This window comes from Leptothrix toolikensis (SeqCode) (assembly GCF_057922285.1).
Genome location: NZ_JBYSVC010000020.1, coordinates 1 through 24,030, shown reverse-complemented (window position 1 = coordinate 24,030; position 24,030 = coordinate 1). Strand labels below are relative to the sequence as shown.

General features: G+C 58.3%; 24 protein-coding genes. 15 read left to right on the top strand and 9 right to left on the bottom strand.

Annotation, left to right across the window (positions count from 1 at the left end; genetic code table 11):
* Position 1: 1 nt before the first annotated feature.
* Both AC3VI7_RS05030 and tolB read right to left on the bottom strand, forming a co-directional pair.
* Positions 2 to 607 (bottom strand): OmpA family protein, encoded by a 606-nt coding sequence (locus AC3VI7_RS05030; RefSeq protein WP_489667877.1) that lies wholly within the window; start codon positions 605 to 607, stop codon positions 2 to 4.
* A gap of 11 nt (positions 608 to 618) precedes the next feature.
* Positions 619 to 1,971 carry a Tol-Pal system beta propeller repeat protein TolB gene (gene tolB, locus AC3VI7_RS05025; RefSeq protein ID WP_489671057.1) on the bottom strand — a complete coding sequence of 451 codons (1,353 nt, stop codon included), beginning with the start codon at positions 1,969 to 1,971 and terminating at the stop codon, positions 619 to 621.
* A 127-nt stretch (positions 1,972 to 2,098) separates the two neighbouring features.
* Between tolB and AC3VI7_RS05020 the strand changes: the two genes are divergently transcribed.
* The 10 genes from AC3VI7_RS05020 to rfbC are packed head-to-tail and all read left to right on the top strand — an operon-like array spanning position 2,099 to position 10,546.
* Positions 2,099 to 3,205, top strand: coding sequence for a glycosyltransferase family 4 protein (locus AC3VI7_RS05020; RefSeq protein WP_489667878.1), 1,107 nt, complete (start codon positions 2,099 to 2,101; stop codon positions 3,203 to 3,205).
* Entirely contained in the window at positions 3,205 to 4,254 is a 1,050-nt protein-coding gene (locus AC3VI7_RS05015) for a GDP-mannose 4,6-dehydratase (RefSeq protein WP_489667879.1), read from the top strand. The genes AC3VI7_RS05020 and AC3VI7_RS05015 overlap by 1 nt, the downstream gene beginning before the upstream one ends.
* Entirely contained in the window at positions 4,251 to 5,357 is a 1,107-nt protein-coding gene (gene gmd, locus AC3VI7_RS05010) for a GDP-mannose 4,6-dehydratase (protein ID WP_489667880.1), read from the top strand. The genes AC3VI7_RS05015 and gmd overlap by 4 nt, the downstream gene beginning before the upstream one ends.
* On the top strand, positions 5,341 to 6,189 hold the full coding sequence (locus tag AC3VI7_RS05005; RefSeq protein ID WP_489667881.1) for a DUF5672 family protein: 849 nt from the start codon (positions 5,341 to 5,343) through the stop codon (positions 6,187 to 6,189). Before gmd ends, AC3VI7_RS05005 begins: the two co-directional genes overlap by 17 nt.
* Positions 6,190 to 6,232: 43 nt before the next feature.
* A complete protein-coding gene (gene rfbB / locus AC3VI7_RS05000; RefSeq protein ID WP_489667882.1) occupies positions 6,233 to 7,294 on the top strand; it encodes a dTDP-glucose 4,6-dehydratase in 1,062 nt (353 codons plus the stop codon).
* 40 nt (positions 7,295 to 7,334) lie between these two features.
* The gene (gene rfbD, locus AC3VI7_RS04995; RefSeq protein WP_489667883.1) at positions 7,335 to 8,240 is read left to right on the top strand and encodes a dTDP-4-dehydrorhamnose reductase; all 906 of its coding nucleotides are present in this window, start codon (positions 7,335 to 7,337) and stop codon (positions 8,238 to 8,240) included.
* Between the two features lie 24 nt (positions 8,241 to 8,264).
* Positions 8,265 to 8,582 carry a hypothetical protein gene (locus AC3VI7_RS04990; RefSeq protein ID WP_489667884.1) on the top strand — a complete coding sequence of 106 codons (318 nt, stop codon included), beginning with the start codon at positions 8,265 to 8,267 and terminating at the stop codon, positions 8,580 to 8,582.
* Positions 8,579 to 9,064, top strand: a complete 486-nt coding sequence (locus AC3VI7_RS04985) for a hypothetical protein (RefSeq protein ID WP_489667885.1) — start codon at positions 8,579 to 8,581, stop codon at positions 9,062 to 9,064. Before AC3VI7_RS04990 ends, AC3VI7_RS04985 begins: the two co-directional genes overlap by 4 nt.
* Entirely contained in the window at positions 9,061 to 9,954 is an 894-nt protein-coding gene (rfbA, locus tag AC3VI7_RS04980) for a glucose-1-phosphate thymidylyltransferase RfbA (protein ID WP_489667886.1), read from the top strand. The genes AC3VI7_RS04985 and rfbA overlap by 4 nt, the downstream gene beginning before the upstream one ends.
* A gap of 37 nt (positions 9,955 to 9,991) precedes the next feature.
* Complete coding sequence (gene rfbC / locus AC3VI7_RS04975) at positions 9,992 to 10,546, top strand: dTDP-4-dehydrorhamnose 3,5-epimerase (RefSeq protein WP_489667999.1); 555 nt, start codon at positions 9,992 to 9,994, stop codon at positions 10,544 to 10,546.
* Here rfbC and AC3VI7_RS04970 read toward each other — a convergent pair.
* The 4 genes from AC3VI7_RS04970 to selD form a co-directional block, all read right to left on the bottom strand.
* A complete protein-coding gene (locus AC3VI7_RS04970; protein ID WP_489667887.1) occupies positions 10,533 to 11,411 on the bottom strand; it encodes a rhamnan synthesis F family protein in 879 nt (292 codons plus the stop codon). The genes rfbC and AC3VI7_RS04970 overlap by 14 nt on opposite strands.
* Before the next feature lie 124 nt (positions 11,412 to 11,535).
* Positions 11,536 to 13,329: a glycosyltransferase family 2 protein gene (locus tag AC3VI7_RS04965; protein ID WP_489667888.1), complete on the bottom strand. Its 1,794-nt coding sequence runs from the start codon at positions 13,327 to 13,329 to the stop codon at positions 11,536 to 11,538.
* Complete coding sequence (locus tag AC3VI7_RS04960) at positions 13,326 to 14,495, bottom strand: acyltransferase family protein (protein WP_489671056.1); 1,170 nt, start codon at positions 14,493 to 14,495, stop codon at positions 13,326 to 13,328. Before AC3VI7_RS04960 ends, AC3VI7_RS04965 begins: the two co-directional genes overlap by 4 nt.
* 55 nt (positions 14,496 to 14,550) lie before the next feature.
* Positions 14,551 to 15,630, bottom strand: coding sequence for a selenide, water dikinase SelD (gene selD / locus AC3VI7_RS04955; RefSeq protein ID WP_489667890.1), 1,080 nt, complete (start codon positions 15,628 to 15,630; stop codon positions 14,551 to 14,553).
* Here selD and mnmH point away from each other — a divergent pair.
* Entirely contained in the window at positions 15,629 to 16,786 is a 1,158-nt protein-coding gene (gene mnmH / locus AC3VI7_RS04950; RefSeq protein WP_489671412.1) for a tRNA 2-selenouridine(34) synthase MnmH, read from the top strand. The genes selD and mnmH overlap by 2 nt on opposite strands.
* Here mnmH and queG read toward each other — a convergent pair.
* Entirely contained in the window at positions 16,783 to 17,880 is a 1,098-nt protein-coding gene (gene queG, locus AC3VI7_RS04945) for a tRNA epoxyqueuosine(34) reductase QueG (RefSeq protein ID WP_489668000.1), read from the bottom strand. The two genes, mnmH and queG, sit on opposite strands and share 4 nt — an antisense overlap.
* Before the next feature lie 66 nt (positions 17,881 to 17,946).
* Here queG and tsaE point away from each other — a divergent pair, with 66 nt between their 5' ends.
* A complete protein-coding gene (gene tsaE, locus AC3VI7_RS04940) occupies positions 17,947 to 18,408 on the top strand; it encodes a tRNA (adenosine(37)-N6)-threonylcarbamoyltransferase complex ATPase subunit type 1 TsaE (protein WP_489667892.1) in 462 nt (153 codons plus the stop codon).
* Positions 18,405 to 19,661, top strand: coding sequence for an N-acetylmuramoyl-L-alanine amidase (locus tag AC3VI7_RS04935; protein WP_489667893.1), 1,257 nt, complete (start codon positions 18,405 to 18,407; stop codon positions 19,659 to 19,661). The genes tsaE and AC3VI7_RS04935 overlap by 4 nt, the downstream gene beginning before the upstream one ends.
* A 41-nt stretch (positions 19,662 to 19,702) precedes the next feature.
* On the opposite strand, the gene AC3VI7_RS04930 is transcribed toward AC3VI7_RS04935, so the two are convergent.
* Positions 19,703 to 20,359 (bottom strand): VTT domain-containing protein, encoded by a 657-nt coding sequence (locus AC3VI7_RS04930; RefSeq protein WP_489667894.1) that lies wholly within the window; start codon positions 20,357 to 20,359, stop codon positions 19,703 to 19,705.
* A gap of 178 nt (positions 20,360 to 20,537) precedes the next feature.
* On the opposite strand from AC3VI7_RS04930, the gene AC3VI7_RS04925 reads away from it, so the two are divergent.
* Positions 20,538 to 21,662, top strand: a complete 1,125-nt coding sequence (locus AC3VI7_RS04925) for an ABC transporter substrate-binding protein (protein WP_489667895.1) — start codon at positions 20,538 to 20,540, stop codon at positions 21,660 to 21,662.
* Positions 21,663 to 21,668: 6 nt separating this feature from the next.
* A complete protein-coding gene (gene mutL / locus AC3VI7_RS04920; RefSeq protein ID WP_489667896.1) occupies positions 21,669 to 23,438 on the top strand; it encodes a DNA mismatch repair endonuclease MutL in 1,770 nt (589 codons plus the stop codon).
* Positions 23,439 to 23,485: 47 nt separating this feature from the next.
* On the opposite strand, the gene AC3VI7_RS04915 is transcribed toward mutL, so the two are convergent.
* A partial coding sequence (locus AC3VI7_RS04915; RefSeq protein WP_489671411.1) for a Uma2 family endonuclease occupies positions 23,486 to 24,030 on the bottom strand: 545 nt, incomplete at its 5' end.

The following is a 24,030-nucleotide window of genomic DNA, read 5'->3' as shown; positions in this document are numbered from 1 at the left end:
TTCATTGATCCTTCAATTCAGCACGACGATTCTTGGCCCACGACGCTTCGTCATGGCCGGTGATGGCAGGGCGCTCCTTGCCTGAGCTGACCCCTTCAATCTGTTCGGGGGCCACATTGAGCAGATGCAGCGCGCGCACCACCGCATCAGCGCGGCGCTGGCCCAAGGCTAGGTTGAATTCACGCCCGCCGCGCTCGTCGGTATGACCTTCCACCAACATACGACGACGCGGATCCGCTTTGAGATAGCGCGCTTGGATCTCGACCACGCTGCGGCCCTCGTTGTTGAGTAAATCGCTGTTGAAATCGAAATAAATGATCCGGTTGCGCTGGGCGGTCTGCGCCGCACCCGAGGGATCGCCCACCTGTACCCGTGCCACCGAACTGAGATCCGAGACCCCATTGGTTTGCACACCCAAGCCGGAGCCCGTGGTGCTGAGACCCAGGCCATTCGAAAAGGCCCCGTTTGGGCCTGATCCTGGCGCTAAGGAGGCGCGCCGATCCTCCACCGCTGCCGGTGGTTCGAGCCGAGTATTGGTGGCACAAGCACTTAACCAAAGGGCCCCGCAGCACATCGCTACCGAGCCGACCAAACGCAGGATGTTCATGTGTTTTGCTTTCAACGCACCGTCAAGGGGCCCCAAACCGGCTCACGCACATCAGCTTGGGCCGCACCGCCGAGGCGCGATTTGATGCGGCCATCCAGCGAGGTGGTCATCAGCACCTCACGGCCTTGGACGCGGGTGGAGTACATGATCATGCGGCTGTTCGGGGCAAAGCTGGGGCTTTCGTCATCGACCGTCTCACTCAACGCCGTGATCACGCCGGTATTGAGATCCAGCAACGTCAATCGGAACACATTGCCTTGGCGGTTGATGTAGCTCAGATAGCGGCCGTCCGGGCTCGGGTCCGGGCTGATGTTGTAGGCCCCTTGGAAGGTCACGCGCTCAGTGTTGCCGTCTGCCACCGTGAGGCGGTAGATCTGTGGGCTACCGCCCCGGTCGCTGACAAAGTAGACCGTCTTGCCATCGGGTGCCCAGACCGATTCGGTGTCGATGGCCCCCGACTGCGTGATGCGCCGCACTTCACCGCCGCTGCGGTTGATCAGATAGAGCTGCGAGACGCCATCGCGCGACAAAGTCACGGTCAGCCGAGTGCCATCGGGTGACCAAGCGGGCGCACTGTTCGAGCCCCGGTAATTGGCCATCTGACGCCGCTTGCCGGTGGCGACATCTTGAATAAAAACCACCGCTTTGCGTGACTCAAACGAGACATACGCCAGCTCTCGTCCATCAGGCGACCAAGCGGGCGAGATGATGGGCTCGGTGCTCGATACCGAAATATGGGCCGATTCACCATCGGCATCGGCGACCCACAAGGCGAACTGCGCTCCTTGTTTGGTGACATAGGAGATGCGGGTCGAAAACACCCCTTGCTCGCCCGTCAAACGCTTGTAGATGTCATCGGCAATGCGGTGTGCGGCTTGGCGCAAATCATCCTTGACCACCGCCATCGACTGGGCCGACAACTCGGTGCCCCGCACCACGTCCCAGAGCCGATAGCGCACATCAAACCGACCATCGGCCAGCTTGGTGACGGAACCGCCCAACAGCGCATCGGTGGCTCGGGTACGCCACTCAGCCATCGCCGGTCGGGTGGCGTCGTCCAGCGTCACGCTGCCGGTATCCATCAACTTGAACAGCCCACAGCGTTCCAAATCGGCACGGATGATGGCGGTCAAGGCCGTGGGCAAGCGGTCCTCGTTGCGAAAAGCAGGCAGAGCAATCGGGATCTGGGTTTCACCCACTCCAGAAATTTCGACGCGAAACTCTTCAGCCTGTGCCGCTTGCGGCGTCATCAGACCCGCCCAGCTGACGCCCAAACCCACCCCGGAGGTCAGGCTTTGGCGAAGGAAGCGCCGGCGAGGTAACGCCGGGGGCGAACAAAGCAACTTGGAAGATTCAAAGGTCATGGCGGGTTACGAAAGCACGAAGGGTGGCATCGCAAGGCTCGGATTGTAGGCAGCTGGCACAGAACGCTGAAAGAAAGGGCCGCGATAATGCCCGCTTCGTCTCACTCATGCCTCACGTCTGCCGCCCATGAATCGTCCGCCCTTACGTCGCATCGGTCTGAGCTTTGGTCAGTTGCGGACTTTCCATGACGGCTTGGGCGAAGTGTCGCAGCAGCTCGGCCAGCGTTTGGCCGAACGATCCACTCAGTTGCGTGAAGAACACGGGCTGGAGCTGTGCTTTCACCTGCCCGAGCGGCTGCACGGCCATTTTGGGCCTCAAGTGCGTTATCTCGGCACCTCGAACTGGCAACGCTGGCTGCATCTGCGCAGTGAGCGCTTTGATCTGTGGCATTCGCTGCACCAGTTCAACCCCTTTCGCGCCCCAACCTCGGCCAAGGCGGTCTTGCAAGGTGTGATGGATCTGAACTTTCTCTACTTCCGCTCCGGCGACAAGATCCAGAAGTACCTGCGGCGCATCGATACCCAAGTCCAGCGCAGCGACGCGGTGGTGACCATCAGCCATTTCGTCAAAGGCGACATCGAAACCCACTTGGCCACCCAAAGGCCGGTGCATGTCATCCACTTGGCTTCGCGCGATTTCAGTCAGCAACCGCAGACCCCCCTGCCCGGTCTACCCGGCTTGGCACCTGGTGGCTTCTTTTTCCACATCAGCCGCATGGCACCGTCGAAGAATCTGATCACCTTGATCGACATGATGGCGCTCTGGCCCGAAAAAACCTTGGTGCTGGCGGGCGGCGACAGCGCCGACGGACGCGCCTTGCAAGCGCAGGTCCAAGCCCGGGGTCTGCACAACGTGCAGTTCTATTTCGACATCAACGAAGGCCAAAAGGCGTGGCTTTACGCCCACTGCGCCGCCTTCATGTTCCCCTCGCTCACCGAAGGCTTTGGCTTACCCGCGCTGGAAGCGATGTACTTCGGCCGGCCGGTGTTTTTGTCCAACCTGACCAGCCTGCCCGAGATCGGCGGCGAAGAAGCCTTCTACTGGCACGACTTCGAACCCGCGAGCATGAAGCGCTGTGTCGAGCAAGGTCTTGCCCACTTCGATGCTCAGGCGGGGGTGCGGGTCCGGGCGCGAGCACTGAGTTTCTCGTGGGATCGCTGCACCGACGAATACCTCGCGCTTTATCAGCAGCTCATTGAGCAACCCATTCAGCAACCCATGCCCCAAGCCTGATGCAAGAACGCGTTCTGATCACCGGCATCCTCGGCCAAGACGGCGCTTATCTGGCCCGGCATCTGTTGGATCTTGGCCATGACGTGATCGGCCTGGGCCGCCAGTTTGACGATCCGGCGCGGCTGTGGCGTTTGCGTTATCTCGGCGTCCACGATCAGGTGCGTTTGGTCGAGCTGGACTTGGACACAGGGGGCGACGATGTGCCCACGCGCATCGCCGCTTTGCGCCCGGACCGAATCATTCATCTGGCGGCGCAAAGCTCGGTGGCGCGCTCCTTTGCTGAGCCTTTGCTCACCGCTGAGTCCGCCGGCATGGGCGCGGTGCGGATCTTTGAAGCAGCTCGTCAACTTGGCGGTGTGCCGGTGGTGCAGCCCTCCTCGGCCGAGATCCTTGATTTGCAGGGCCAAACCCACATTGATGCGCACACCCCCATCGGTGCCCAAAGCCCCTACGGTGCGGCCAAAGCGTTTGCCCATCTGATGGCGCGGGTTTATCGCCAAAGCATGGCCACACCCATCAGCACCGCGATCCTCTTCAACCACGAAAGCCCGCTGCGTGGCGACGCCTTTGTGACCCGCAAGATCGTGCGTGAGTTGGTGCGGATACGGCGCGAGGTCGATGCGGGCGTCACCCAACCCGCCCCACTGCGCTTGGGCAAGCTCGACGCACTGCGCGACTGGTCGCATGCGCGTGACATCGTTCAAGGCCTATGGCGCATCGCCCAGCGCCCCCAAGCTGGGGACTATGTTTTGGCCAGCGGGCAGCTGCACAGCGTGCGCGACTTTGTCAGCCTCACCGCCACCCATTTGGGGCTGGATATGGTCTGGGAGGGCCAAGGGCTGGATGAGGTGGGACGCTGCCCACGCAACGGCCATGTGTGGGTCAGCGTGGACCCCGCCTTTTACCGCCCCACCGATCCGGATCAAATGCCGGTCGATCTTCAAAGCACAATTGAGGCTTTGCATTGGCAGCCGACCCCCTCGCTGGCCCCCTTGATTGCCGAGATGTGCGACTTTGAATTGACGATGAACGGAAGAACCGCCCCATGAAAAAAGCCCTGATCACCGGCGTGACCGGCCAAGACGGTGCCTACCTTGCCCGTCTGCTGCTCGACAAGGGCTACGAAGTGCACGGCGTGCGTCGGCGGGTGTCGATCTTCAACACGCAGCGCATCGACGCCATCTATGACGATCCGCATGTCAGCGACGGCCGCTTCGTACTGCACTACGGCGATCTGACCGATTCGACCAACTTGGTGCGCTTGGTGCAGCAGATTCGCCCGGACGAGATCTACAACTTGGCCGCCCAAAGCCATGTGGCGGTGAGCTTTGAAGAGCCCGAGTACACCGCCAACGCCGACGGCCTGGGCGCGCTGCGCTTGCTTGAAGCCATCCGCATCGCTGGGCTGGAAAAAACCTGCCGCTTCTACCAAGCCTCGACCTCTGAGCTCTACGGCTTGGTGCAAGAAGTGCCGCAGAAGGAAAGCACGCCCTTCTACCCGCGCAGCCCCTACGCGGTGGCCAAGCTCTACGCCTACTGGATCACGGTCAATTACCGCGAGGCCTACGGCATGTACGCCTGCAACGGCATCCTCTTCAACCACGAAAGCCCGCTGCGCGGCGAGACCTTCGTCACCCGCAAGATCACCCGTGCCTTGGCGCGCATCGCCATCGGCCGCCAGCCTTGCCTGTACTTGGGCAACATGGACGCGCTGCGCGACTGGGGCCACGCCAAGGACTACGTCGAAATGCAGTGGCTGATGCTCCAGCAAGAGCAAGCCGAGGACTTTGTGATCGCCACCGGCGAGCAGCACAGCGTGCGCGAGTTTGTGCAAAAAGCGGCTCAGCGCATGGGCCTTCAAATCCGCTTTGAAGGCCAAGGCGTGGAGGAGATCGGCTTGATCGAAGCGGTGCTGGACCCGGCTTTGGCTTGCAAAGTCGGCGACACCGTGGTGCGGATTGATCCGCGCTATTTCCGCCCCGCTGAGGTCGAAACGCTGCTCGGCGACCCGACCAAAGCACACGCCAAGCTTGGTTGGAAGCCACGCACGACCTTTGATGAGCTGGTGCAAGAAATGGCCGACGCCGACTTGCAAGAAGCCCGCCGCGAGGCCCGCGCCGATCTGCCGGCCAACCATGGCAACCATGGCTGAGTCGCGCCTCGCTCTGCCGCAGGTCACGATCTGCGCGGTCGATACCCGCACCCCCGGTGCGGCGCTAGCCGGCATGCAGCGCTCGATGGCGCGCATCGACTTCGGCGACGCGATTTTGTTCACCGCACCCGACCGGCTGGGTGATGTCCACGATCCGCGCGTGCGCGTGCTGCCCGCACCCGGTGTGGATTCGGTCGCGACCTACTCAGCGTTCATGTTGCAGGGCTTGGCCCCCCATGTGGTGACCAGCCATGTGCTCATCACCCAATGGGACGGCTTCGTCATCCACCCCGAAGCTTGGGAGCCGGCCTTTCTCGACACCGACTACCTCGGCGCGCCGTGGATCTGGTGCGACCGGGACATCGCCGTGGGCAACGGCGGCTTTTCGCTTCGCTCCAAGCGCTTGCTCGACGCCCTGCTCGACCCGGCGTTCGTGCCCAGCAATCCCGAAGATCTGGCGATTTGCCATCGCAACCGCGATCTCTTGGTACAGCGCCACGGCATTCGCTTCGGCGACTTTGCCTTGGGCGAACGCTTTTCCTACGAGCCGCGCCGACCCAGCCAGCCGACCTTTGGCGTCCACGGCTTCTTCAACTTCGGTGACTTCATGGACGACGCCGAGTTGGCCGTGTTTGTGCGCGATCTGCCCGACGCCATGATGCGCGGCGTCGATGCACGCAACTTGGCGCGCAACCTGCTGCGTCTGAAGCGGCCCCATGTTGCCGGCCAGATCGTTGGCCGTCGTTGGGCCTTGGGCATGCGCGACTGGAAAACCCTCCGGCTCGCCACCCACTGGGGTTGGACCCGTCTGACCCGCGCTTTTTCGCTCTGACCCTCTGCCCACCTCTTGACACTCCTTTGACACCCCTGAACCCATGATTCTGATCACAGGCGCGGCCGGCTTTATCGGCGGAAACTTCATCCATCATTGGTTCGACAAAAGCACCGAGCCGGTGCTGGTACTGGACAAACTCACCTACGCTGGCAACCCGCAAACCATCGCTGAGCACCTCGACGCCGGTCGTTGCACCTTGGTGCAGGGCGATATCGCCGACCGCGCTTTGGTCGCCCAACTGCTGGCTGAGCATCAACCGCGCGCAGTGTTGCACTTCGCTGCCGAAAGCCACGTCGATCGCAGCATCCACGGCCCCGGCGAATTCATTCAGACCAACATGGTCGGCACGTTTGAGCTGCTCGAAGCGGTGCGCGCTTACTGGGGTGCGATGGCTACCGAGGCCAAAGCGGCCTTCCGTTTCCTGCACGTTTCGACCGATGAGGTCTACGGCTCGCTCTCCGAGACCGACCCTGCCTTCTCCGAGACCACCGCTTACGCGCCCAACAGCCCGTACTCGGCCAGCAAAGCGGGCTCGGATCACTTGGTGCGCGCCTATCACCACACCTACGGCCTGCCGACGCTGACGACCAATTGCAGCAACAACTACGGGCCGTACCACTTCCCGGAAAAACTCATCCCGCTGATGATCTTGAACGCCTTGGACGGCAAGCAGCTGCCGGTCTACGGTGACGGGCTCAACATCCGCGACTGGCTGTATGTGCGGGATCACTGCGAGGCGATCCAACAGGTCTTGGCCAAGGGCCGCGTCGGCGAAACCTACAACGTCGGCGGCAAGAACGAAGTGCGCAACATCGACGTGGTGACCACCATCTGCCGCAAGCTCGATGAGCTGCGCCCCAAGGCCGATGGCAGCCGCTATGAAGCGCAGATCACCTATGTGGCGGACCGTCCCGGCCACGACCGGCGCTACGCCATCGACCCCAGCAAGGTCGAGCGCGAGATCGGCTGGCAACCGGCCGAGACTTTCGAGTCGGGCATCGACAAGACCGTGCGCTGGTACCTAGACAACACCGTCTGGACCGACGCCGTGCGCACCGGGGCTTATCGCGACTGGGTGGCGCAAAACTACGCGGCCCGTTGAGCGCGTTGAGTCGTTCAAGGCAAGAAAGAAGGAACCTTCCATGAAAATTCTTCTGCTCGGTAAAGGCGGCCAAGTGGGCTGGGAGTTGCAGCGTGCGTTGGCCCCTCTGGGCCATGTCATCGGCTTGGACCAAGACGGCAGCGTTCAGCATCCCGGCTTGTGCGGCGACTTTGCGCATCCCAGTGCCTTGGCTGAAACCGTGCGCTTGCTGCGCCCGGACGTGATCGTCAACGCCGCAGCCCACACCGCTGTGGACAAAGCCGAGAGCGAACCTGATTTGGCCCGGCGCATCAATGCCACCGCCCCCGGCGTGCTGGCCCGCGAAGCGGCAGCACTTGGCGCTTGGCTGGTTCACTACAGCACCGATTACGTCTTCGACGGCGCGGGCGATCAAGCCCGGCTGGAAAGCGACCCCACCGGCCCCTTGAATGTTTACGGCCAAACCAAGCTCGAAGGTGAACAGCTCATCCAAGCCAGCGGCTGCAAACACCTGATCCTGCGCACCAGCTGGGTTTACGGTACACGCGGGGCCAACTTCGCCAAGACCATGCTGCGGCTGGCGGCTGAGCGCAACAAGTTGAGCGTCATCGACGATCAAATCGGCGCGCCCACCGGGGCCGATCTGCTGGCCGATGTCACTGCCCACGCCTTGCGCAGCGCCCAAAACCGCCCCGAGGTCTCAGGTCTGTACCACGTGGTCGCTGGCGGTGAAACCAGCTGGCACGGTTACGCCCGCCACGTCATCGCTTGGGCCCAAACCCACGGCCACGCGCTGCAAGCCGTGCCCGAAGCCGTCCTGCCCATCCCCACCAGCGCCTACCCAACGCCGGCCAAGCGCCCGCTCAATTCGCGCCTCTCCACCCAGCGCCTGCAAAGCACCTTCAACCTCACCCTGCCCCCATGGCAGCCCGGCGTGGAGCGGATGCTGGCGGAAGTGCTGGGCTGAACGCGGCACAAAGAGATCGATGGGATGCGTTTGAGCGAACACGAACGAGGCTCGATTGAAGCGGCCAGCCGAGCTGTCTTTCCATCGGGAACACGCGTGCTGCTGTTCGGCTCACGCACCGATGATTCGCGTCGAGGTGGCGACATCGACTTGTTGGTGGCCTTGCCGAAGGCGATGAGCCCCGAGGATTGGCAAACATATCGCGCCCGTTTCATGGTTGATCTGTATCGCCGTATGGAAGAGCAGAAAATTGACGTCATCATGGATGCGCCCGACCTAGCGTCCCCCTCGCCTGTCATCGGTTTTGCCTATCGCGATGGCATCGAACTGACCCATGTATGACCAAGCCGACTTCTCCAGATCGCTTACCCGACCGCCTACCCACCGCCCTCTGGGAAGCGGATCGCCACACACTGGCGCTATCGGCAGCAGTTCACGATTGGCTGGCTGCCGATGTTGTCAGTTTGGAACAAATCGAACAGGACTCAGCCCTGATGCGTTTGGCGGATCAGTTGGTCTTTCGCTTTACCAAATTGCAAGATGCGATGGGCGAGCGCCTGATGCCCGCTACCTTGGCTCATCTTGCGGAACCCTACGAAGACCGGCCCATGCGGGACCGACTCAACCGACTCGAAAAGCTGGGGTACCTGGATTTAAGGGACTGGCTCCATTGGCGCGATTTGCGCAATCAGCTCGCCCATGAATATCCCAATCAAGCCGAGCAGCGCTTGCAAACGCTCCAAGCCACCGTCACGGCAGCGACTCATCTGATGGCGACTTATCGCGCCTGGCAGCAAAAGCTCAAGAAAGATACTTCCATATGACCACCCAGCCCAGCCGCAAAGGCATCATCCTCGCCGGGGGTTCCGGCACCCGGTTGCATCCGGCGACCTTGGCGATCAGCAAGCAGTTGCTGCCGGTCTACGACAAGCCGATGGTGTACTACCCGCTCAGCACCTTGATGCTGGCTGGGATTCGCGACATCTTGGTGATTTCGACCCCGCAAGACACGCCGCGTTTTGAGGCTTTGCTGGGCGACGGCAGCCGCTGGGGCTTGAACTTGAACTACTGCGTGCAGCCCAGCCCAGATGGTCTGGCGCAGGCATTCATCTTGGGGCGGGATTTCGTTGGCGGCTCACCCAGTGCCTTGGTGTTGGGGGACAACATCTACCACGGTCATGACCTGCCCCGTTTGCTGCATAACGCCACGCAACGCACCAGCGGTGCCAGCGTCTTTGCCTATCACGTCACCGACCCAGAACGCTACGGCGTGGTCGATTTCGACGCTGACAAGCGCGCGCTCAGCATCGAGGAAAAGCCCAAGGCACCGAAGAGCAACTACGCCGTCACCGGGCTGTATTTCTATGACGAGCAGGTGTGCGACATCGCTGCATCCATCAAGCCAAGTCCGCGTGGCGAGCTAGAGATCACCGAGGTCAACGCCACCTACTTGCGGCAAAACCAGCTCAACGTCGAGATCATGGGCCGGGGCTACGCCTGGCTCGATACCGGCACGCACGACAGCTTGCTTGAAGCGGGTCAGTTCATCGCCACGCTTGAAAAACGCCAAGGTCTGAAGGTGGCCTGCTTGGAAGAAATCGCTTTCCGCCAAGGCTGGATCGACGCTGAACAGCTGGAACGCTTGGCACAGCCGCTGCTCAAAAATGGCTACGGTCAGTACCTGATGAAGGTGCTGCACGACACCATTTACTAAAGCCTCCAAAGACCGACAAAGACCCACCAAGATCATGCTGAAAGTCATCCCCACCGATCACCCCGACGTCTTGATTTTTGAGCCGCGCGTGTTTGGCGACGCCCGAGGCCATTTCTTCGAGAGCTGGAACCAACGCAGCTTCAACCAAGCCGTGGGCCACGAGGTGACCTTTGTGCAGGACAACCAATCGCGCTCACAACGCGGTGTACTGCGCGGCCTGCACTTTCAGCGCGCGCCCCATGCCCAAGGCAAGCTGGTGCGCGTCACATCGGGCGCCGTGTTTGACGTCGCGGTCGATATCCGCCCCGAGAGCCCCCACTTTGGCCGCTGGGTCGGGGTTGAACTCAGCGCCGACAACCACCGCCAACTCTGGATTCCCCCCGGCTTCGCCCACGGTTTTTTAACCCTGAGCGACAGCGCCGAATTCCTCTACAAGACCACCGATTACTACGCGCCCAAGTCCGAAGGCTCAGTGCGCTGGAACGACCCAGCCATCGGCATTGAGTGGCCCAACGTGGGTATGCCACCGCTGCTGGCAGCCAAAGACGCTGATGCGGCTTTGCTGAAGGACATCCATCTCACTTCGGCTTGATCTGCTCCCGCTCCCAAGCCTGAAGCATTTCAGCGGGAAGTGCAGCCCGCACGGCCGGGTTGTGCTGACCTTCAGCCAGCACGCTCACCTTCAAATACGGAAAACCGCGCTCCATCAAGCTGGCCCAGCGGTAGTAAATGCTGTTGGCCTTGTAGAGATTGTGCGGATCGGCCTCAAACAAGGCCTCACAGCGCAAGCCTTGGGCTTTCATCGCCAAGGTGAAATGGGTTTCGTAGACATCAATGACCAGATCCTTGTTGGGCAGGTTCTGGATGGAGGCCATGGCCTGCGTAAAAAGGCCGCGCTGCAACGCTTCGCGCTGAAAGACCAAGAAAAAGCTCTGCAAATGCCAGCGCGGTGCCCAGTTCTCGGTCAGGCCAATCACATCGCTCTTTGAAGCCCGCACCCGATCCACCAAAGCTTTGAACGCCGGCTGCGACACCGGCCCGATGATGCTGTCATTGGCCAGCACCACCCGGTCCAGCTCAACGGTGCCGAGCTTGAAGTGATCCACGGCATGCGCCCAAGCGGCGAAATCAAGCCCGATGTTCTCGCGCACACCGATGGCTTCACAAGCTGCCACCAACGCCGGATCAAAAGTGAATGTCTCCGCCGCATGGGGGCTGTTCAAGATCAGAATGACCTCGAAACCTTCCTGACGAAAAGCTTGGATGTGATGCAACACATGCGCTTTGACCGTGGGTTGCGGTGCATAGCTGACAAACAGGCACAGATCGCGACCAGCACCTGTTGATCCGCCGCCCACATTCGCCGCACGCTGATGCACCACTGTGAAACCGGCATCGGTCGCCATCGACGGCTTAGCCATAAATGCCAAGAGTGCTTGCTCATAGCGTTGTGCCATCACAGCATATTCACGCCGACGCACATAAGGTAGCCGCTGTTTGATGTGCCAAAGAAAGGAGCGCAGTTTAAAATAAAGCCGCGTCGATTCAAAATGACTTGTATTTTTAGAATTCATCAAAAACTCAATGGGTCAATTTCTTTTTAAAATCTTCAAAAGAGAATCGTGTTTTAATAGATCGATGGAATGATTCATCGTTCAAAGTACAGTTTTTATTGTAGAACGGGTCATTATGAAGAAGACTTGAATATGTATTTCTCATGAAATCCCATTCTCGAAGAAAGCGAGCTTTTTTATCAGGATTGTCATCCAAACCACGGGTAGCCGATTCATGATGGTACAGTTTTGCAAAAGGCGTCCATACATTAATATAACCAGCTTGATGGAGGCGCAGGCAAAAATCAACGTCATTAAAAGCGACTTTTAAATCAATCTCGTTTAAACCTTGAACTTCTTCGTAAATTGATCGACGCACCAACAAGCATGCAGCAGTCACTACCAACAAGTTATGGGTTAAAACGGCACGCCCTTGATAGCCCGCCTGATCGGATTCAAGGTATCTATGAATATGACCAGCAACACCTCCAAGGCCAGCAATAACACCCGCATGTTGGACTCGACCATCAGGATATAGAAGTTTAGCTCCCACCGCACCCGTACCCGACCTTGAGCCCAATGACAGCATTTCATCAAGCCAGTCTGTGTTGATGACTTCAATATCATTATTCATGAGAATAAGATATTCTCCTTTAGCCATCTTGGCGGCACTATTATTCAGTCTTGAATAATTAAACTCGCCATCATCACGCATCACACGAATGATTGGAATTTTGCTAAGGCCTTCAAAATATTTTAGTGAATCAGGATCATCAGAGCCATTATCAACAAGAATGATTTCGTAATTTTTATAAGCCGTTCTACCAAGGACACTCTGAATGCATTGCTCTACCAGTGATTTTGCATTTCTGGTTGGAATAATAATGGAAACCATGGGACAATGTTCTGGCACAGGGTACGTGACTCGAAACCATGGCTTACCGTATGGTCCGCAGCCAAAGTGATGCGCCACCGCTCCGGGATGAGTTTTATCAAGGTGGTATTGCAGTGCAACTTTTGTAGTTTCAGCTGTGGTTATTGAAATAAATTCATGGCAGCATCTTGCATGATATAAGGCATGAGGGATATGAACAATATTTTCATAGGCTATATTTTCCATACTATAAAGCGCCAGGTCGGATGATTTAATATCACCGCGCACAGCACTCAAAAACATGGCATCTTGGATTGCATCCTTCTTAAATACAGCAAGATCACCAATATAGTTGCTAGATCTAAAAAAATCAAGACTCCAGTCAGGCTTGAAGTCAGGTGATATTCTGGTATTTGAATCAGAAAGGTAATCTTGATCAGAATAAATAAGTTGAGCTGATTTTTTATTTTTAATAACAAATGACATCCACATCAACGCATCTTTATGAAGAACGTCATGCTGACCCAAAAAGGCAACGTACTGGCTCAAGTCATCCATTTTTAATGCGTCAGCATCTACAAAATGGATTCTTTTATCCTTAATATGAAGCGCATCTAAAAACACCAAGTGTGCATTTTTATCTTTTTTTGTGCAGCAAATAAAAAGATTCCAATCTTTGTGTGATTGCAAAATAACTGAGCGCAAAAAATCAGCAAAATACAAACTAATTGTATTTTTTGAAAAAACTACCAGACTGAATTTTTGAGGTGCATGGTCGCGCGAAACATCATCAATCAACTGATTGATTATTTCAGATGCACCCTTCGAATTAACGTTAATCCATTTCGTATACAAATAATCGACAGAATCGAAAAAAGATCTACGCCGAGCAAGGCGCGCCTTATTAATTTCTTTTAGTTTTGATTTGAGCTTTCCAAGAAACTTCATCTAGATTCCTTTGACTGGTAATTTTTTATGAGTGCCGACTCAAAAAGTCTAAAAGAGAAATAGCTAACGACTATTAAAATAGGTGTTATCAAAAAAACAATATACCAATGCTCTATAAAAGTTGTTTGATATAAAAAATTAAAAACAAAAAATAGAAGCAAACCATGCAGCATATAGATACTATATGCCATTTGACCTAAAATATAAGAAAAACTCTTCTCCAGCAAACCAAAAACATGATTACCTGCGGCAACTAATGAGAATGCAATCATAAGTATTGATGACTGCACCCAACCATACGCCGTATCAAAAACAGATACTTCTAGAACCATTAACAAACAAACCAGCCATGAAGCCTTGATTGAAGATGAAAATTGACGAAGCTTTTTACTACGCGCAGCCCAAGATGCCAAGAGCCCGCCTGCAAAAGAAATGGTGTGAATAAAAACAGGCTTTCTCGTTAATAGAAAAATAAGGGCTAAACCACCAAGAAAAAGCCATTTTTTCGAGGAATTTACGCCAAAAAACCAACCCAACAAAGGCAATGCCAAATAGAAAAGCCATTCATAAGGCAGCGACCATGTGACACCAGCCACCATCGTAAAAGTATGCTCAATACCATTGATATCAGGAGCACCAGAAATCGTAAAAAATAGCCAAGCTAAGCCATGCTTAATCAGTTTTAACCCATCTTCATGGAGCTGAAAACCAGAAATATAAGCAACCATCAAAAAAAGCATGGCCATGGCAAACAAATATAGTGGCAACAAACGACGTATGCGTGCTTTTAGAAAATCGGCCCAATCTATGCATCGACCTTGATCACGCAAATCGAATAATTTTGAAAAAAACAAAAACCCCGTGATCATGAAAAATAAGGCCACACTGGCTTGACCGAGCTGGGCATATAGACGTGACGGTGGCACAGCCCAAACGTGATCATGCTGATAGAAATACCAAATACAGGCATGATGCAAAAAAACAAAGAGGGCAAGATACCCTCTTAAACCTTCTATGGATCGATAACGCCCAACAGGCACTGAGACGCTATAAAAACGACCAATCACAGAGGCCGTGATCATGGACAAAAGTATCACCACCAGCACCGCCCATGGCGCTGTCGGGCTGAACGATAAGGCAGTGGCAGCGTATTGGATCGTGTTCAAAAGGCCGCCAGTATAAGTCGTAGCAACGATCACCGAACCACCGCTGGACGAGGTGTCAACTTCTGACGAAGCGCACGCGTGCGGGGCCTTCAGCCAAGGTGCCCATCACCGCAGCTTGCTCAAACCCGGCCGAGCGGAAGGTAGCCAGCACCGTTTCAACCGCTTCTGGGGCACAGCTCACCAACAAGCCACCGCTGGTTTGCGGATCGGTCGCCATGGTGCGTTGCCAGTCAGCCGCTTGACCCTCACCTTCACCCTCAAGGCTCGGCCAATCGACTTGGCCGCCGTAGCTGGCCCAGTTGCGCCCCGAAGCCCCGGTGGCGATGCCTTCACGGGCAAAAGCGGCCGCACGCTCAATCAAAGGCATGTCGGCCAAACGCACTTCGGCACCCAAGCCTGAGCCCCGGCAGATTTCCAGCAAGTGCCCCGCCAGCCCAAAGCCCGTCACATCGGTGATGGCATGCACCGCGTCGATGGCCGCCAAGTCAGGGCCCACGCGGTTGAGTTGCGTGGTGTGGCGAATCATCTCGGCGTAGCCCTCGGCACCCAGCACCCCTTTTTTAAGCGCCGCTGACAGCACGCCCACCCCCAACGGTTTGCCCAGAATCAACACGTCACCCGCGCGGGCATCGGCGTTGCGCCGCACCCGGCTGGGATGCACCAAGCCCAAGACCACCAAGCCATAAATCGGCTCCAACACGTCGATGGAATGGCCCCCGGCAATCGGGATGCCTGCGTCGCGGCACACGCTGGCTCCGCCTTCCAATATCTGGCCAATCACCTCACGCGGCAGCTTGTCGAGTGGCATGCCGACGATGGCCAGGGCCATGATCGGCCGCCCGCCCATGGCGTAGACATCGGAGATCGCGTTGGTAGCGGCAATACGGCCAAAGTCGCGGGGGTCATCGACAATCGGGGTGAAGAAATCGGTGGTCGCCACCAAGGCTTGTTCGTCGTTGAGCCGCCAGACGGCAGCGTCGTCGCTGGTTTCAATGCCCACCATCAGCTCAGGCGGCAGCAAGCCCGGCGCCGTGCGTGAGAGGATGTCGCTCAGCACGCCCGGGGCCATCTTGCAGCCGCAACCACCACCGTGCGAGAAGCGTGTCAATTGAATCAATGCATCCATGGAGTCCATGCCTGTGTCCGTTATTTCTGAAAATCTGCCTGCGGGGCGGCGGCCAACAGGGCTGATTGTGCCGCCTGTGCCGCCTGTGCCGCGTCAGCACGGTCAACATAGCGGCCCGGTCGGCATCGCCGAGATCGCACACTTTGACACCATCCTCGACGCCCGCTCGCCCGCTGAGTTTGCCGAAGACCACCTCCCCGGTGCGATCAACACCCCGGCGCTTGATGACGAAGAGCGCCGCATCGTCGGCACCCTCTACAAACAGCAAGGCGCGTTTGAAGCCCGGCGCGTGGGCGGCGCGATGGTGGCAGCCAACTTGGCCCGGCACCTGCGTGAGCTTTGGGCCCATCAGCCGCACAGTTGGCGACCGCTGGTGTACTGCTGGCGCGGCGGGCTGCGCAGTGGCTCGATGGTGCAATGGCTGCGGTTGGTCGGTTGGGACGCCCAACAGCTTGCGGGCGGCTACAAGCGCTATCGCCAACATGTGATCGAGCAGATCGACACCCTCGCCCCGACGCTGCAACTGCGCGTGCTTTGCGGCCCGACCGGCAGCGCCAAGACCCGCTTGTTGCACGCCTTGGCCGCCAACGGGGCCCAAACCATCGACTTGGAAGCCTTGGCGGCTCACCGGGGCTCGGTGCTGGGCAGCTTGCCGGGCGTGGATCAACCCAGCCAAAAACAGTTTGAAACCCGCTTGGCCAGCGTGCTGAGCGCTTTAGATGTGAGCCAGCCGGTGTGGATCGAAGCCGAAAGCCGCAAGATCGGCCGCATCGCCCTGCCCAATGCGCTCATCAACCACCTGCGCGCAAGCCCCTGCGTGTACATCGACGCACCCCTTGATGCCCGCCTTGACCTGCTGCTGCGCGACTACGCCAGTTTGGGCGACGACCCCCAGGCTTTGGCCGACAAACTCGCCACCCTGCACGGCCTGCAAGCCAACGACACCTTGGAACGCTGGCGCGCTTGGGCCCTCGACCGCGACCTCGCACCGCTGTTTCAAGAACTCATGACCATGCACTACGACCCGCTCTACGCCCGCTCCCAACCCGGCTACCTCAAAGGCTGGGCCCAAGCCCAAACCATCACTGTGGAGAAGCTGGACGAGGCGGGACTGAAGGGCGCGGCGGAGATGGCGAGAAGGCTTACCCGTCTTGAACCACGTTAAGTCGCGGCCTGAGCCCGCGCCCAAGCGACATGCTCTAGAACCATGTCGGTGTCAGCGATACGTTCGTTCTGATTCAGCCCGGCCAAAAGGGCCACTGCGGTAGAACGGCCTTGGCGAATCGCGTTGCCCATCGCCACCGCCAAATTGCGCCGCCAGCGCTCAAAGCCAATGCGGCGGATGGGGCTGCCTTCGGTGCAGCGCAAAAAGGTGGCCTCGTCCCAGCGCCAAAGCTGCAACAAGCCCACCTGATCCAAGCTGTGGCGCACATCAAAGTCGGGCACCTTGGCCGGGGTGGCGAACTTGTTCCATGGGCAGATGAGCTGGCAGTCGTCGCAGCCATAGATGCGATTACCCAACAGGGGTCGCATCTCAAGGGGAATCGCACCGGCGTGCTCGATGGTGAGGTAGCTGATGCAGCGCCGCGCATCCAGCCGATACGGTGCAACGATCGCGCCTGTGGGGCAGACGTCCAAACAAGCACGACACCCACCGCAATGCGCGCTGCTGGCCGGCGTGAGCGGCAAGGGCAGATCGACAAACAGCTCGCCCAAAAAACTCATCGAGCCCGCTTGGCGCGACAGCACCAAGGTGTGTTTACCGCGCCAACCCAAACCACTCATCGCGGCCAGCTCGGTTTCCATGACCGGGGCCGAATCACAAAACACCCGGTGACCGAACGGCCCGATGCGCTCGGCCAGCTGGTCGGCCAAACGCTGCAAGCGGCTGCGCAGCACCTTGTGATAATCGCGCCCCCGGGCATAGACCGAAACCACCGCCGCGCTCGGGTCAGCCAGCCGGGACCAGGCGTCTTCGCGCCACGCGGGCGAGGTATCACGCGGCAAATAATCCATACGCACCGTGATGACCCGCAGCGTGCCCGGCACAAGCTCTGCGGGACGGGCCCGTTTCAAGCCGTGCTGCGCCATGTAGGCCATGCTGGCGTGACATCCGTCCGCCAGCCACGCCTGCAAACCGGGCTCGGCGTGAGCCAAATCGATGTCCGCCACGCCGATCTGGGAAAATCCCAGCGCCGTGGCCCAGTCCTGCAACTGGCCCCCAAGCGCTGCAAGATCAAGCGTGGGTGCGACGGGCATGGCGTGTTTGACGATGGACATCCGGTGATTCTAGAAACCTCTTCCCTCCCTTTGATGCAACGTGACATGCAACGTGAACTTCGCTGGTCCGATGAAAGCGCCTGCGAAGCCTTTGCAGTGCAGCTGGCGACCCGGCCTGAGCTGAGCTCAGCACTCCTCACCTTCGAAGGTCATCTGGGGGCCGGCAAGACCACCTTGGTGCGCCATCTGTTGCGCGCCTTGGGCGTGACAGGCCGCATTCGCAGCCCCAGCTACGCCATCGTGGAGAGCTACGAAGACACGCCCGGCCCCATCCCGAACATCTGGCACTGCGACTTCTATCGCTTCAGCGACCCGCGCGAATGGGAAGAAGCCGGCTTTCGCGATCTCTTTGCCCAACAGGGCCTGAAGCTGGTTGAATGGCCCGATAAAGCCGCTGGGCTGCTACCCATAGCCGATTTGCATGTGCGGCTGCACGCTTTGCCAGACGGAGGGCGCAGTGTCACACTTGAAGCGAATACCGCTACAGGGATGCGTCTGCTGCCATGACTGCGATCAAGTCCTCCTCACCATCGACCGGGCCATCGTCTTCGCGCCGCACTTGGCTGCAAGGTGCTGTCGTCGCGCCGGTGCTGCTGCTCACCGGCCCCCAAATTGCTTGGGGGGCCAGCATTTTGGCAGTACGGGTCTGGCCAGCCAACGAATACACCCGCGTCACCATCGAATCAGATCAACCCTTGGTGGGGACGCAATTCATGATGGACAACCCACCTCGGTTGGTGATTGATGTGACCGGCTTAGAGCTGAGCGCGCAGCTGCGCGAGCTGGTCGGCAAAGTGGGACGCGAGGATCCGCATATCGCGGGCGTGCGTCTGGGCCAACATCGGCCCGGCCGAGTACGTATGGTCTTTGATCTCAAGCAAGCAAGCCGGCCCCAAGTGTTCTCGCTGGCACCAGCAGAGCCTTATCACCACCGGCTGGTGTTTGACCTCTACCCGGAACAAGCGGCGGAACAACCCTTGGCCAAGTTGCCAGAAAGTTCACCACCGCCCGCGCCACCGCCCACCGATGCCACTCCGACCCCTCCCATGGATCGGCTCTTTGTGATCACCATCGATCCCGGCCATGGCGGCGAGGACCCGGGCGCCAAAGGCCCCAGCGGGTTGCTTGAAAAAGACGTGGTGCTGATGATCGCCCAACAATTGGCCCGGCAAATCAATGCCCGCCCGGGATTACGCGCGGTCTTAACCCGCGACGCCGATTACTTTGTGCCTTTGCACGAGCGCGTCAACAAGGCGCGCCAAGTCAAGTCGGACTTGTTCATTTCTCTGCACGCCGACGCCTACTTCACGGCCAAAGCCCGGGGGGCTTCGGTGTTTGCGCTGTCTGAGTCAGGCGCAACCAGTGCTGCTGCCCGTTGGATGGCGCGTCGGGAAAACGCCTCCGACACCATTGGTGGCATCAATGTGGCAGTCACCGATACCCAAGTGCTGCGCACTTTGATCGACATGAGCACCACAGCCCAGATCAAAAACAGCCTGAAGCTCGGTAACGAGCTCTTGGGACATTTGGGGCATGTGGGGCGCTTGCATAAAAACAGGGTGGAGCAAGCGGGGTTTGCGGTTTTGAAAGCCCCCGACATCCCGTCGGTATTGGTGGAGACTGCCTTCATCTCGAACCCCGAAGAAGAGTCCCACCTACGTCATCCGGCCTACCAGCAAAAACTGGTGCGAGCCTTGATGAGCGGCATCCTGCGCTACGTGGCCGATCACGCCCCAACCCCTCGGCAAGGGCTGATCTGAGCCAAATTCAGAAGCATCCGGCAGGGCCAGCACCCCTCATTTCAAGGATGCGGGGTGTTGAGCCCGTTGCGCCGCGCGCGCATAGAGCCGACCACCACGAACAAGGCGGGAAGCAAAATCGTGGCCCAGATGATTTTTTCTAAGTTGTCCTTGATCCAAGGAATGTTGCCAAACAAGAAGCCCACGGTCACCAGCCCCCCCACCCAGAGGACGGCACCAGCCACGTCGAAAAAGGTGAATTTGGAGCGTGACATTTTTGCAACGCCCGCCACGAAAGGTGCGAAAGTTCGCACAAAAGGCATGAACCTTGCAGCAATCAGCGTGATTCCACCGTATCTTTCGTAAAAATCATGGGCTTGTAAGAATGTGCGGCGATCAAAAAATCGTGACTGTTCCCAACCGAACACCTTGGAACCCATGTGTCGTCCGATCAAGTAATTGCTCTGATTGCCCGCCACAGCGGCTGTCATAAGCAGCGCCATCGAACCTGCATAGTCCATCAGTCCGACACCGCACATGGCACCCACCACAAAGAGCAGCGAGTCCCCCGGTAGAAATGGCATCACGACAACACCCGTCTCAACGAAGATAATGACGAACAAAAGCACGTAAATCCACATCCCATAGCTCGCCACAAAGGCCGCTAGGTGTTTATCGACATGCACAATGAAATCCAGCAACAGGGGCAACCAATCCATAGGACAGGATTATCCTGTGACCCTGGTGAATACATGGATTGAAAGCGTTCATTTTTCAGGGCTTAGGTGTCATTTTTGCCCAATGTGGTGCTACTGATCTGCTTCGATATGTGCTTCAAAGTCATGCTCATGTTCAAACTCGCCTTCTTTGCTGCTCGTTCGCTATTTCAAGGTCTGCATGCGTAGAAGATCACTCCTTCTGGCCGCCTCGGGTGGGTGCTTGGTTGCGGCTGCGCGTGCCTCCACCGAGGCCTCTCTGCCCGACATCATCGTCGGTCAAACGGCCGATCTGAAGGGCACTTTGCATGATCAGGTCCTGGCCTTCAACGAAGGGGCCCTGCTTGCTTTTGCAGACATCAACAGCCGGGGCGGCATTTTTGGGCGGCGTATGCGCTTGGTCACGCTCAATGATGACGGCGTGCCAGAGCGAGCTCTGAGCAATGCCCAATCTCTGGTCAACGACCACCATGCGCAGATCTTCTTTGGTTGCGTAGGATCCAACACCACCCAAGCCATTGAACCCGTGCTGCGAGATAGCGGTATAGCGGCATTCGGCGGTTTCGCTGTCTCTGACAGCGTGCGTCAGAAATGCCGAGGGGTGGCTTATTTCATCCGTGCGACCTATGGTCGAGAAATTGAACAGCTTGTTCAACACCTAACGACCATCGGCATCAGTCGCATTGGCTTGGTCACCCTTGCCGGCCCTGTCGGGGAGGAAATCCACAAGTTGGTGGCCGATTCGCTGGCAACCCGCAAACTGGAAATTGCCGTTTCAACCCCTGTGCATGCCGATGGCAGCAATATCCCGGACGCAGCGCGCAAGTTGTTGGCTTTACAGCCCCAAGCTGTGGTGATGTTTATCAACGGGCAGCTGGCCGCTGATCTGATGGAAGACGCTCCACGTCTTGGCTTGCAATCAAGTTTTTATGGTCTTTCTATCGTTTCGGGTGACGTGGTTATGCACCGCTTGGGCGAACGGGCGCGGGGCTTGGTGATCGTGCAGGCGATGCCTTATCCATGGAATATGTTCGATCCGACCATCTTGGAGTATCGGAACTTAGCCACGATGATGAAGTTGCCGATCGGTTACTACGGACTGGAAGGCTATATGAGCGCCAAAGTGCTGGCCGATGGCCTCAAGCGCAGTGGTGCAGAGCTGAATCGGACACGGATCCACGCCGCGTTCAGAACCTTGCAGCTGCGATATGCCGGGATGGACATCGACTTCATCGCTGGGGGTCATACCGGCTCTCGCTTTGTCGAACTGGTGCAAATCGCCCGCAATGGTCGCTACGTGCGTTGACCTGTTGTGCGCCCCATTCGCGATCTCCCGGATGAACTGATCAGCCAGATTGCAGCCGGCGAGGTGGTTGAGCGGCCCGCTTCGGTGGTCCGCGAACTGTTGGATAACGCCCTCGACGCTGGGGCGGGTCATATCGTCATCCGCCTGCAAGCAGGAGGTGTGCGGCTCATCAGCGTCGAAGACGATGGCATGGGCATCGCAGCGGACGATCTACCCAAAGCTTTACGGCGTCACGCCACCAGCAAGATCGCCTCCTTGGTCGAGCTGGAAAACGTCCTGACCATGGGGTTTCGAGGAGAAGCCCTTGCAGCCGTCGCCTCCATTGCCGAAGTCACCCTGATCAGTCGCACTGCGGGCATGAGCCATGGCCAACGGCTTGAGGCTCGTTCCGGAGAAATCGGCCCGGCCGCTCGGGCCACGGGCACCACCATCGAAGTGCGTGAGCTGTTTTACTCGACCCCAGCTCGGCGCAAATTTCTCAAAAGTGATGCCACGGAGTTGGGCCATTGCCTAGAGGTGGTCCGTCGCCATGCCTTGACTCGGCCGCGCGTGGCTTTCACGGTCTGGAGCGAGGGTCGTTTGCTGCATCAGTGGCGTGCGACCGCTCTTGAGCAACGTCTGTGTGATGTCTTGGGTGAGGATTTTGTGGCGAATAGCCGAGCGGTTGATGCCACGATGGGGCCGCTACGCATTCTGGGCCGGGTGGGCATTCCCACCCTGTCGCGCGCCAAAGCCGATTTGCAATACACCTACGTCAACGACCGTCCGGTCAAGGACCGCTTGATCACGCATGGTGTGCGTGCAGCTTATGACGACGTCTTGCATGGCAATCGCCAACCCGCCTACGTCTTGTTCGTGAGCATTCCGCCTGATCGGGTGGATGTGAACGTTCACCCCGCCAAAGTTGAGGTGCGGTTCCGGGATAGTCGTGAAGTTCACCAAGCCCTGCACCGCGCCGTCGAAGCGGCCTTGGCTGTATCGCCGGCGACCTCATCCACCTACGTACCCGCGCCGATAGTGCCGGTACCGCTCCCGGTACCCATGCGGTCGGTGATGAGTCCGATGCAACAAGCCACCTTGTTGTACGCCCGGGAAGACGCTGTCGCTGTACCGTATGCCCCTTCCTTCGCACCGCAAACGCAACCACCACCGCCTCAGCACCCGCACCCGAAATCAGATGCGGTGGTGCCCACCTTGGGCCGCGCCTTGGCTCAGCTTGCGGGTCTGTACATCTTGGCGGAGAACGCGCAGGGACTGATCGTCGTCGACATGCACGCTGCGCATGAACGCATCGTCTACGAACGACTCAAAATAGCTTTCCAGAACGGTCAGCAAAACATTCCGAGCCAGCCTTTGCTGATTCCGGCAGGTTTTGCGGCGACCCCCACCGAGATCACGTGCGCCGAGACCGAAACCGAGACCCTGCAACAGCTGGGGCTGGATATTGCAGCCATTGGCCCGGGACGCTTGGCCGTGCGGTCCAGCCCAGCAGCACTGTCACAGGCGGACCCCGTGGCCTTGGCGCGTTCGGTTCTGAGTGATCTGTTGGATCACGCCTCCAGCCAGCACATTCAGCGGGCCCACGACGACATCTTGGCCAGCATGGCTTGCCACGGTGCCATTCGGGCGCATCGTCACCTCACGCTGCCTGAGATGGATGCCCTACTGCGTGATATGGAAACCACACTGCGGGCGGACCAGTGCAACCACGGCCGCCCGACTTGGCGTCAACTCAGTTTGAAAGAGCTCGACGGGCTGTTTTTGCGGGGCCGCTAAGGCCCTGCACAGCTTGCCGAGATCTCTGCGGACGGACGATCAAACGATCAGTCCGAACCCATGCCGCTAAAGATGTCGCTCAGCGACAGCTCGGTGCCGACAGCCGCCAAGAGCAGGGTTTCTTCGGTGATGTCATGCAAGGCCCACAAACCCTCAGGGGTGCGCCGGAAGACCTCGATCCACTTGCTGTCCGGGTCCACCATCACGTATTCCTGCAAGCTGGTCAGGCGACGGTACATGGCGAACTTGGAGCTGCGATCAAACGATTGGGTGGCAGCCGACAACACTTCAATGACCAAACTCGGGGCTTTGAGCGTGCGACCCTTCATGTCGTCCGGATCACAAGTGATCGTCACATCGGGGTACAGCACAGCGTCTTCACCGACTTGAACTTGCATCGTTTCGCTGTAAATCCGGCAGGGTGTGCCCCGCAGTGCGCCCCACAGCAAACCGACCAAATTCATAACCACATCACTGTGGGCGCGACCAGGAACCCCACGGGCGCGGGCCTCACCACGTGCAAATTCGTGCAGCGCAGGCTGGGCCTTTTCAAGCGCACGAAAACCTTCAAGGGTCATCTTTTCTGGGGACG

Coding starts and splice junctions, on each gene's coding strand:
- AC3VI7_RS04985 (WP_489667885.1), top strand. CDS start 8,579: ATGACCAAGCCGACTTCTCCAGATCGCTTACCCGACCGCCTACCCACC.
- selD (WP_489667890.1), bottom strand. CDS start 15,630: ATGGACTCCATGGATGCATTGATTCAATTGACACGCTTCTCGCACGGT.
- mnmH (WP_489671412.1), top strand. CDS start 15,629: ATGCCTGTGTCCGTTATTTCTGAAAATCTGCCTGCGGGGCGGCGGCCA.
- tolB (WP_489671057.1), bottom strand. CDS start 1,971: ATGACCTTTGAATCTTCCAAGTTGCTTTGTTCGCCCCCGGCGTTACCT.
- AC3VI7_RS04930 (WP_489667894.1), bottom strand. CDS start 20,359: ATGGATTGGTTGCCCCTGTTGCTGGATTTCATTGTGCATGTCGATAAA.
- rfbA (WP_489667886.1), top strand. CDS start 9,061: ATGACCACCCAGCCCAGCCGCAAAGGCATCATCCTCGCCGGGGGTTCC.
- AC3VI7_RS05020 (WP_489667878.1), top strand. CDS start 2,099: ATGAATCGTCCGCCCTTACGTCGCATCGGTCTGAGCTTTGGTCAGTTG.
- AC3VI7_RS04965 (WP_489667888.1), bottom strand. CDS start 13,329: ATGAAGTTTCTTGGAAAGCTCAAATCAAAACTAAAAGAAATTAATAAG.
- rfbD (WP_489667883.1), top strand. CDS start 7,335: ATGAAAATTCTTCTGCTCGGTAAAGGCGGCCAAGTGGGCTGGGAGTTG.
- AC3VI7_RS04990 (WP_489667884.1), top strand. CDS start 8,265: ATGCGTTTGAGCGAACACGAACGAGGCTCGATTGAAGCGGCCAGCCGA.
- AC3VI7_RS04935 (WP_489667893.1), top strand. CDS start 18,405: ATGACTGCGATCAAGTCCTCCTCACCATCGACCGGGCCATCGTCTTCG.
- queG (WP_489668000.1), bottom strand. CDS start 17,880: ATGCCCGTCGCACCCACGCTTGATCTTGCAGCGCTTGGGGGCCAGTTG.
- AC3VI7_RS05030 (WP_489667877.1), bottom strand. CDS start 607: ATGAACATCCTGCGTTTGGTCGGCTCGGTAGCGATGTGCTGCGGGGCC.
- tsaE (WP_489667892.1), top strand. CDS start 17,947: ATGCAACGTGAACTTCGCTGGTCCGATGAAAGCGCCTGCGAAGCCTTT.
- AC3VI7_RS05005 (WP_489667881.1), top strand. CDS start 5,341: ATGGCAACCATGGCTGAGTCGCGCCTCGCTCTGCCGCAGGTCACGATC.
- AC3VI7_RS04925 (WP_489667895.1), top strand. CDS start 20,538: ATGCGTAGAAGATCACTCCTTCTGGCCGCCTCGGGTGGGTGCTTGGTT.
- gmd (WP_489667880.1), top strand. CDS start 4,251: ATGAAAAAAGCCCTGATCACCGGCGTGACCGGCCAAGACGGTGCCTAC.
- AC3VI7_RS04970 (WP_489667887.1), bottom strand. CDS start 11,411: ATGGCACAACGCTATGAGCAAGCACTCTTGGCATTTATGGCTAAGCCG.
- rfbB (WP_489667882.1), top strand. CDS start 6,233: ATGATTCTGATCACAGGCGCGGCCGGCTTTATCGGCGGAAACTTCATC.
- AC3VI7_RS05015 (WP_489667879.1), top strand. CDS start 3,205: ATGCAAGAACGCGTTCTGATCACCGGCATCCTCGGCCAAGACGGCGCT.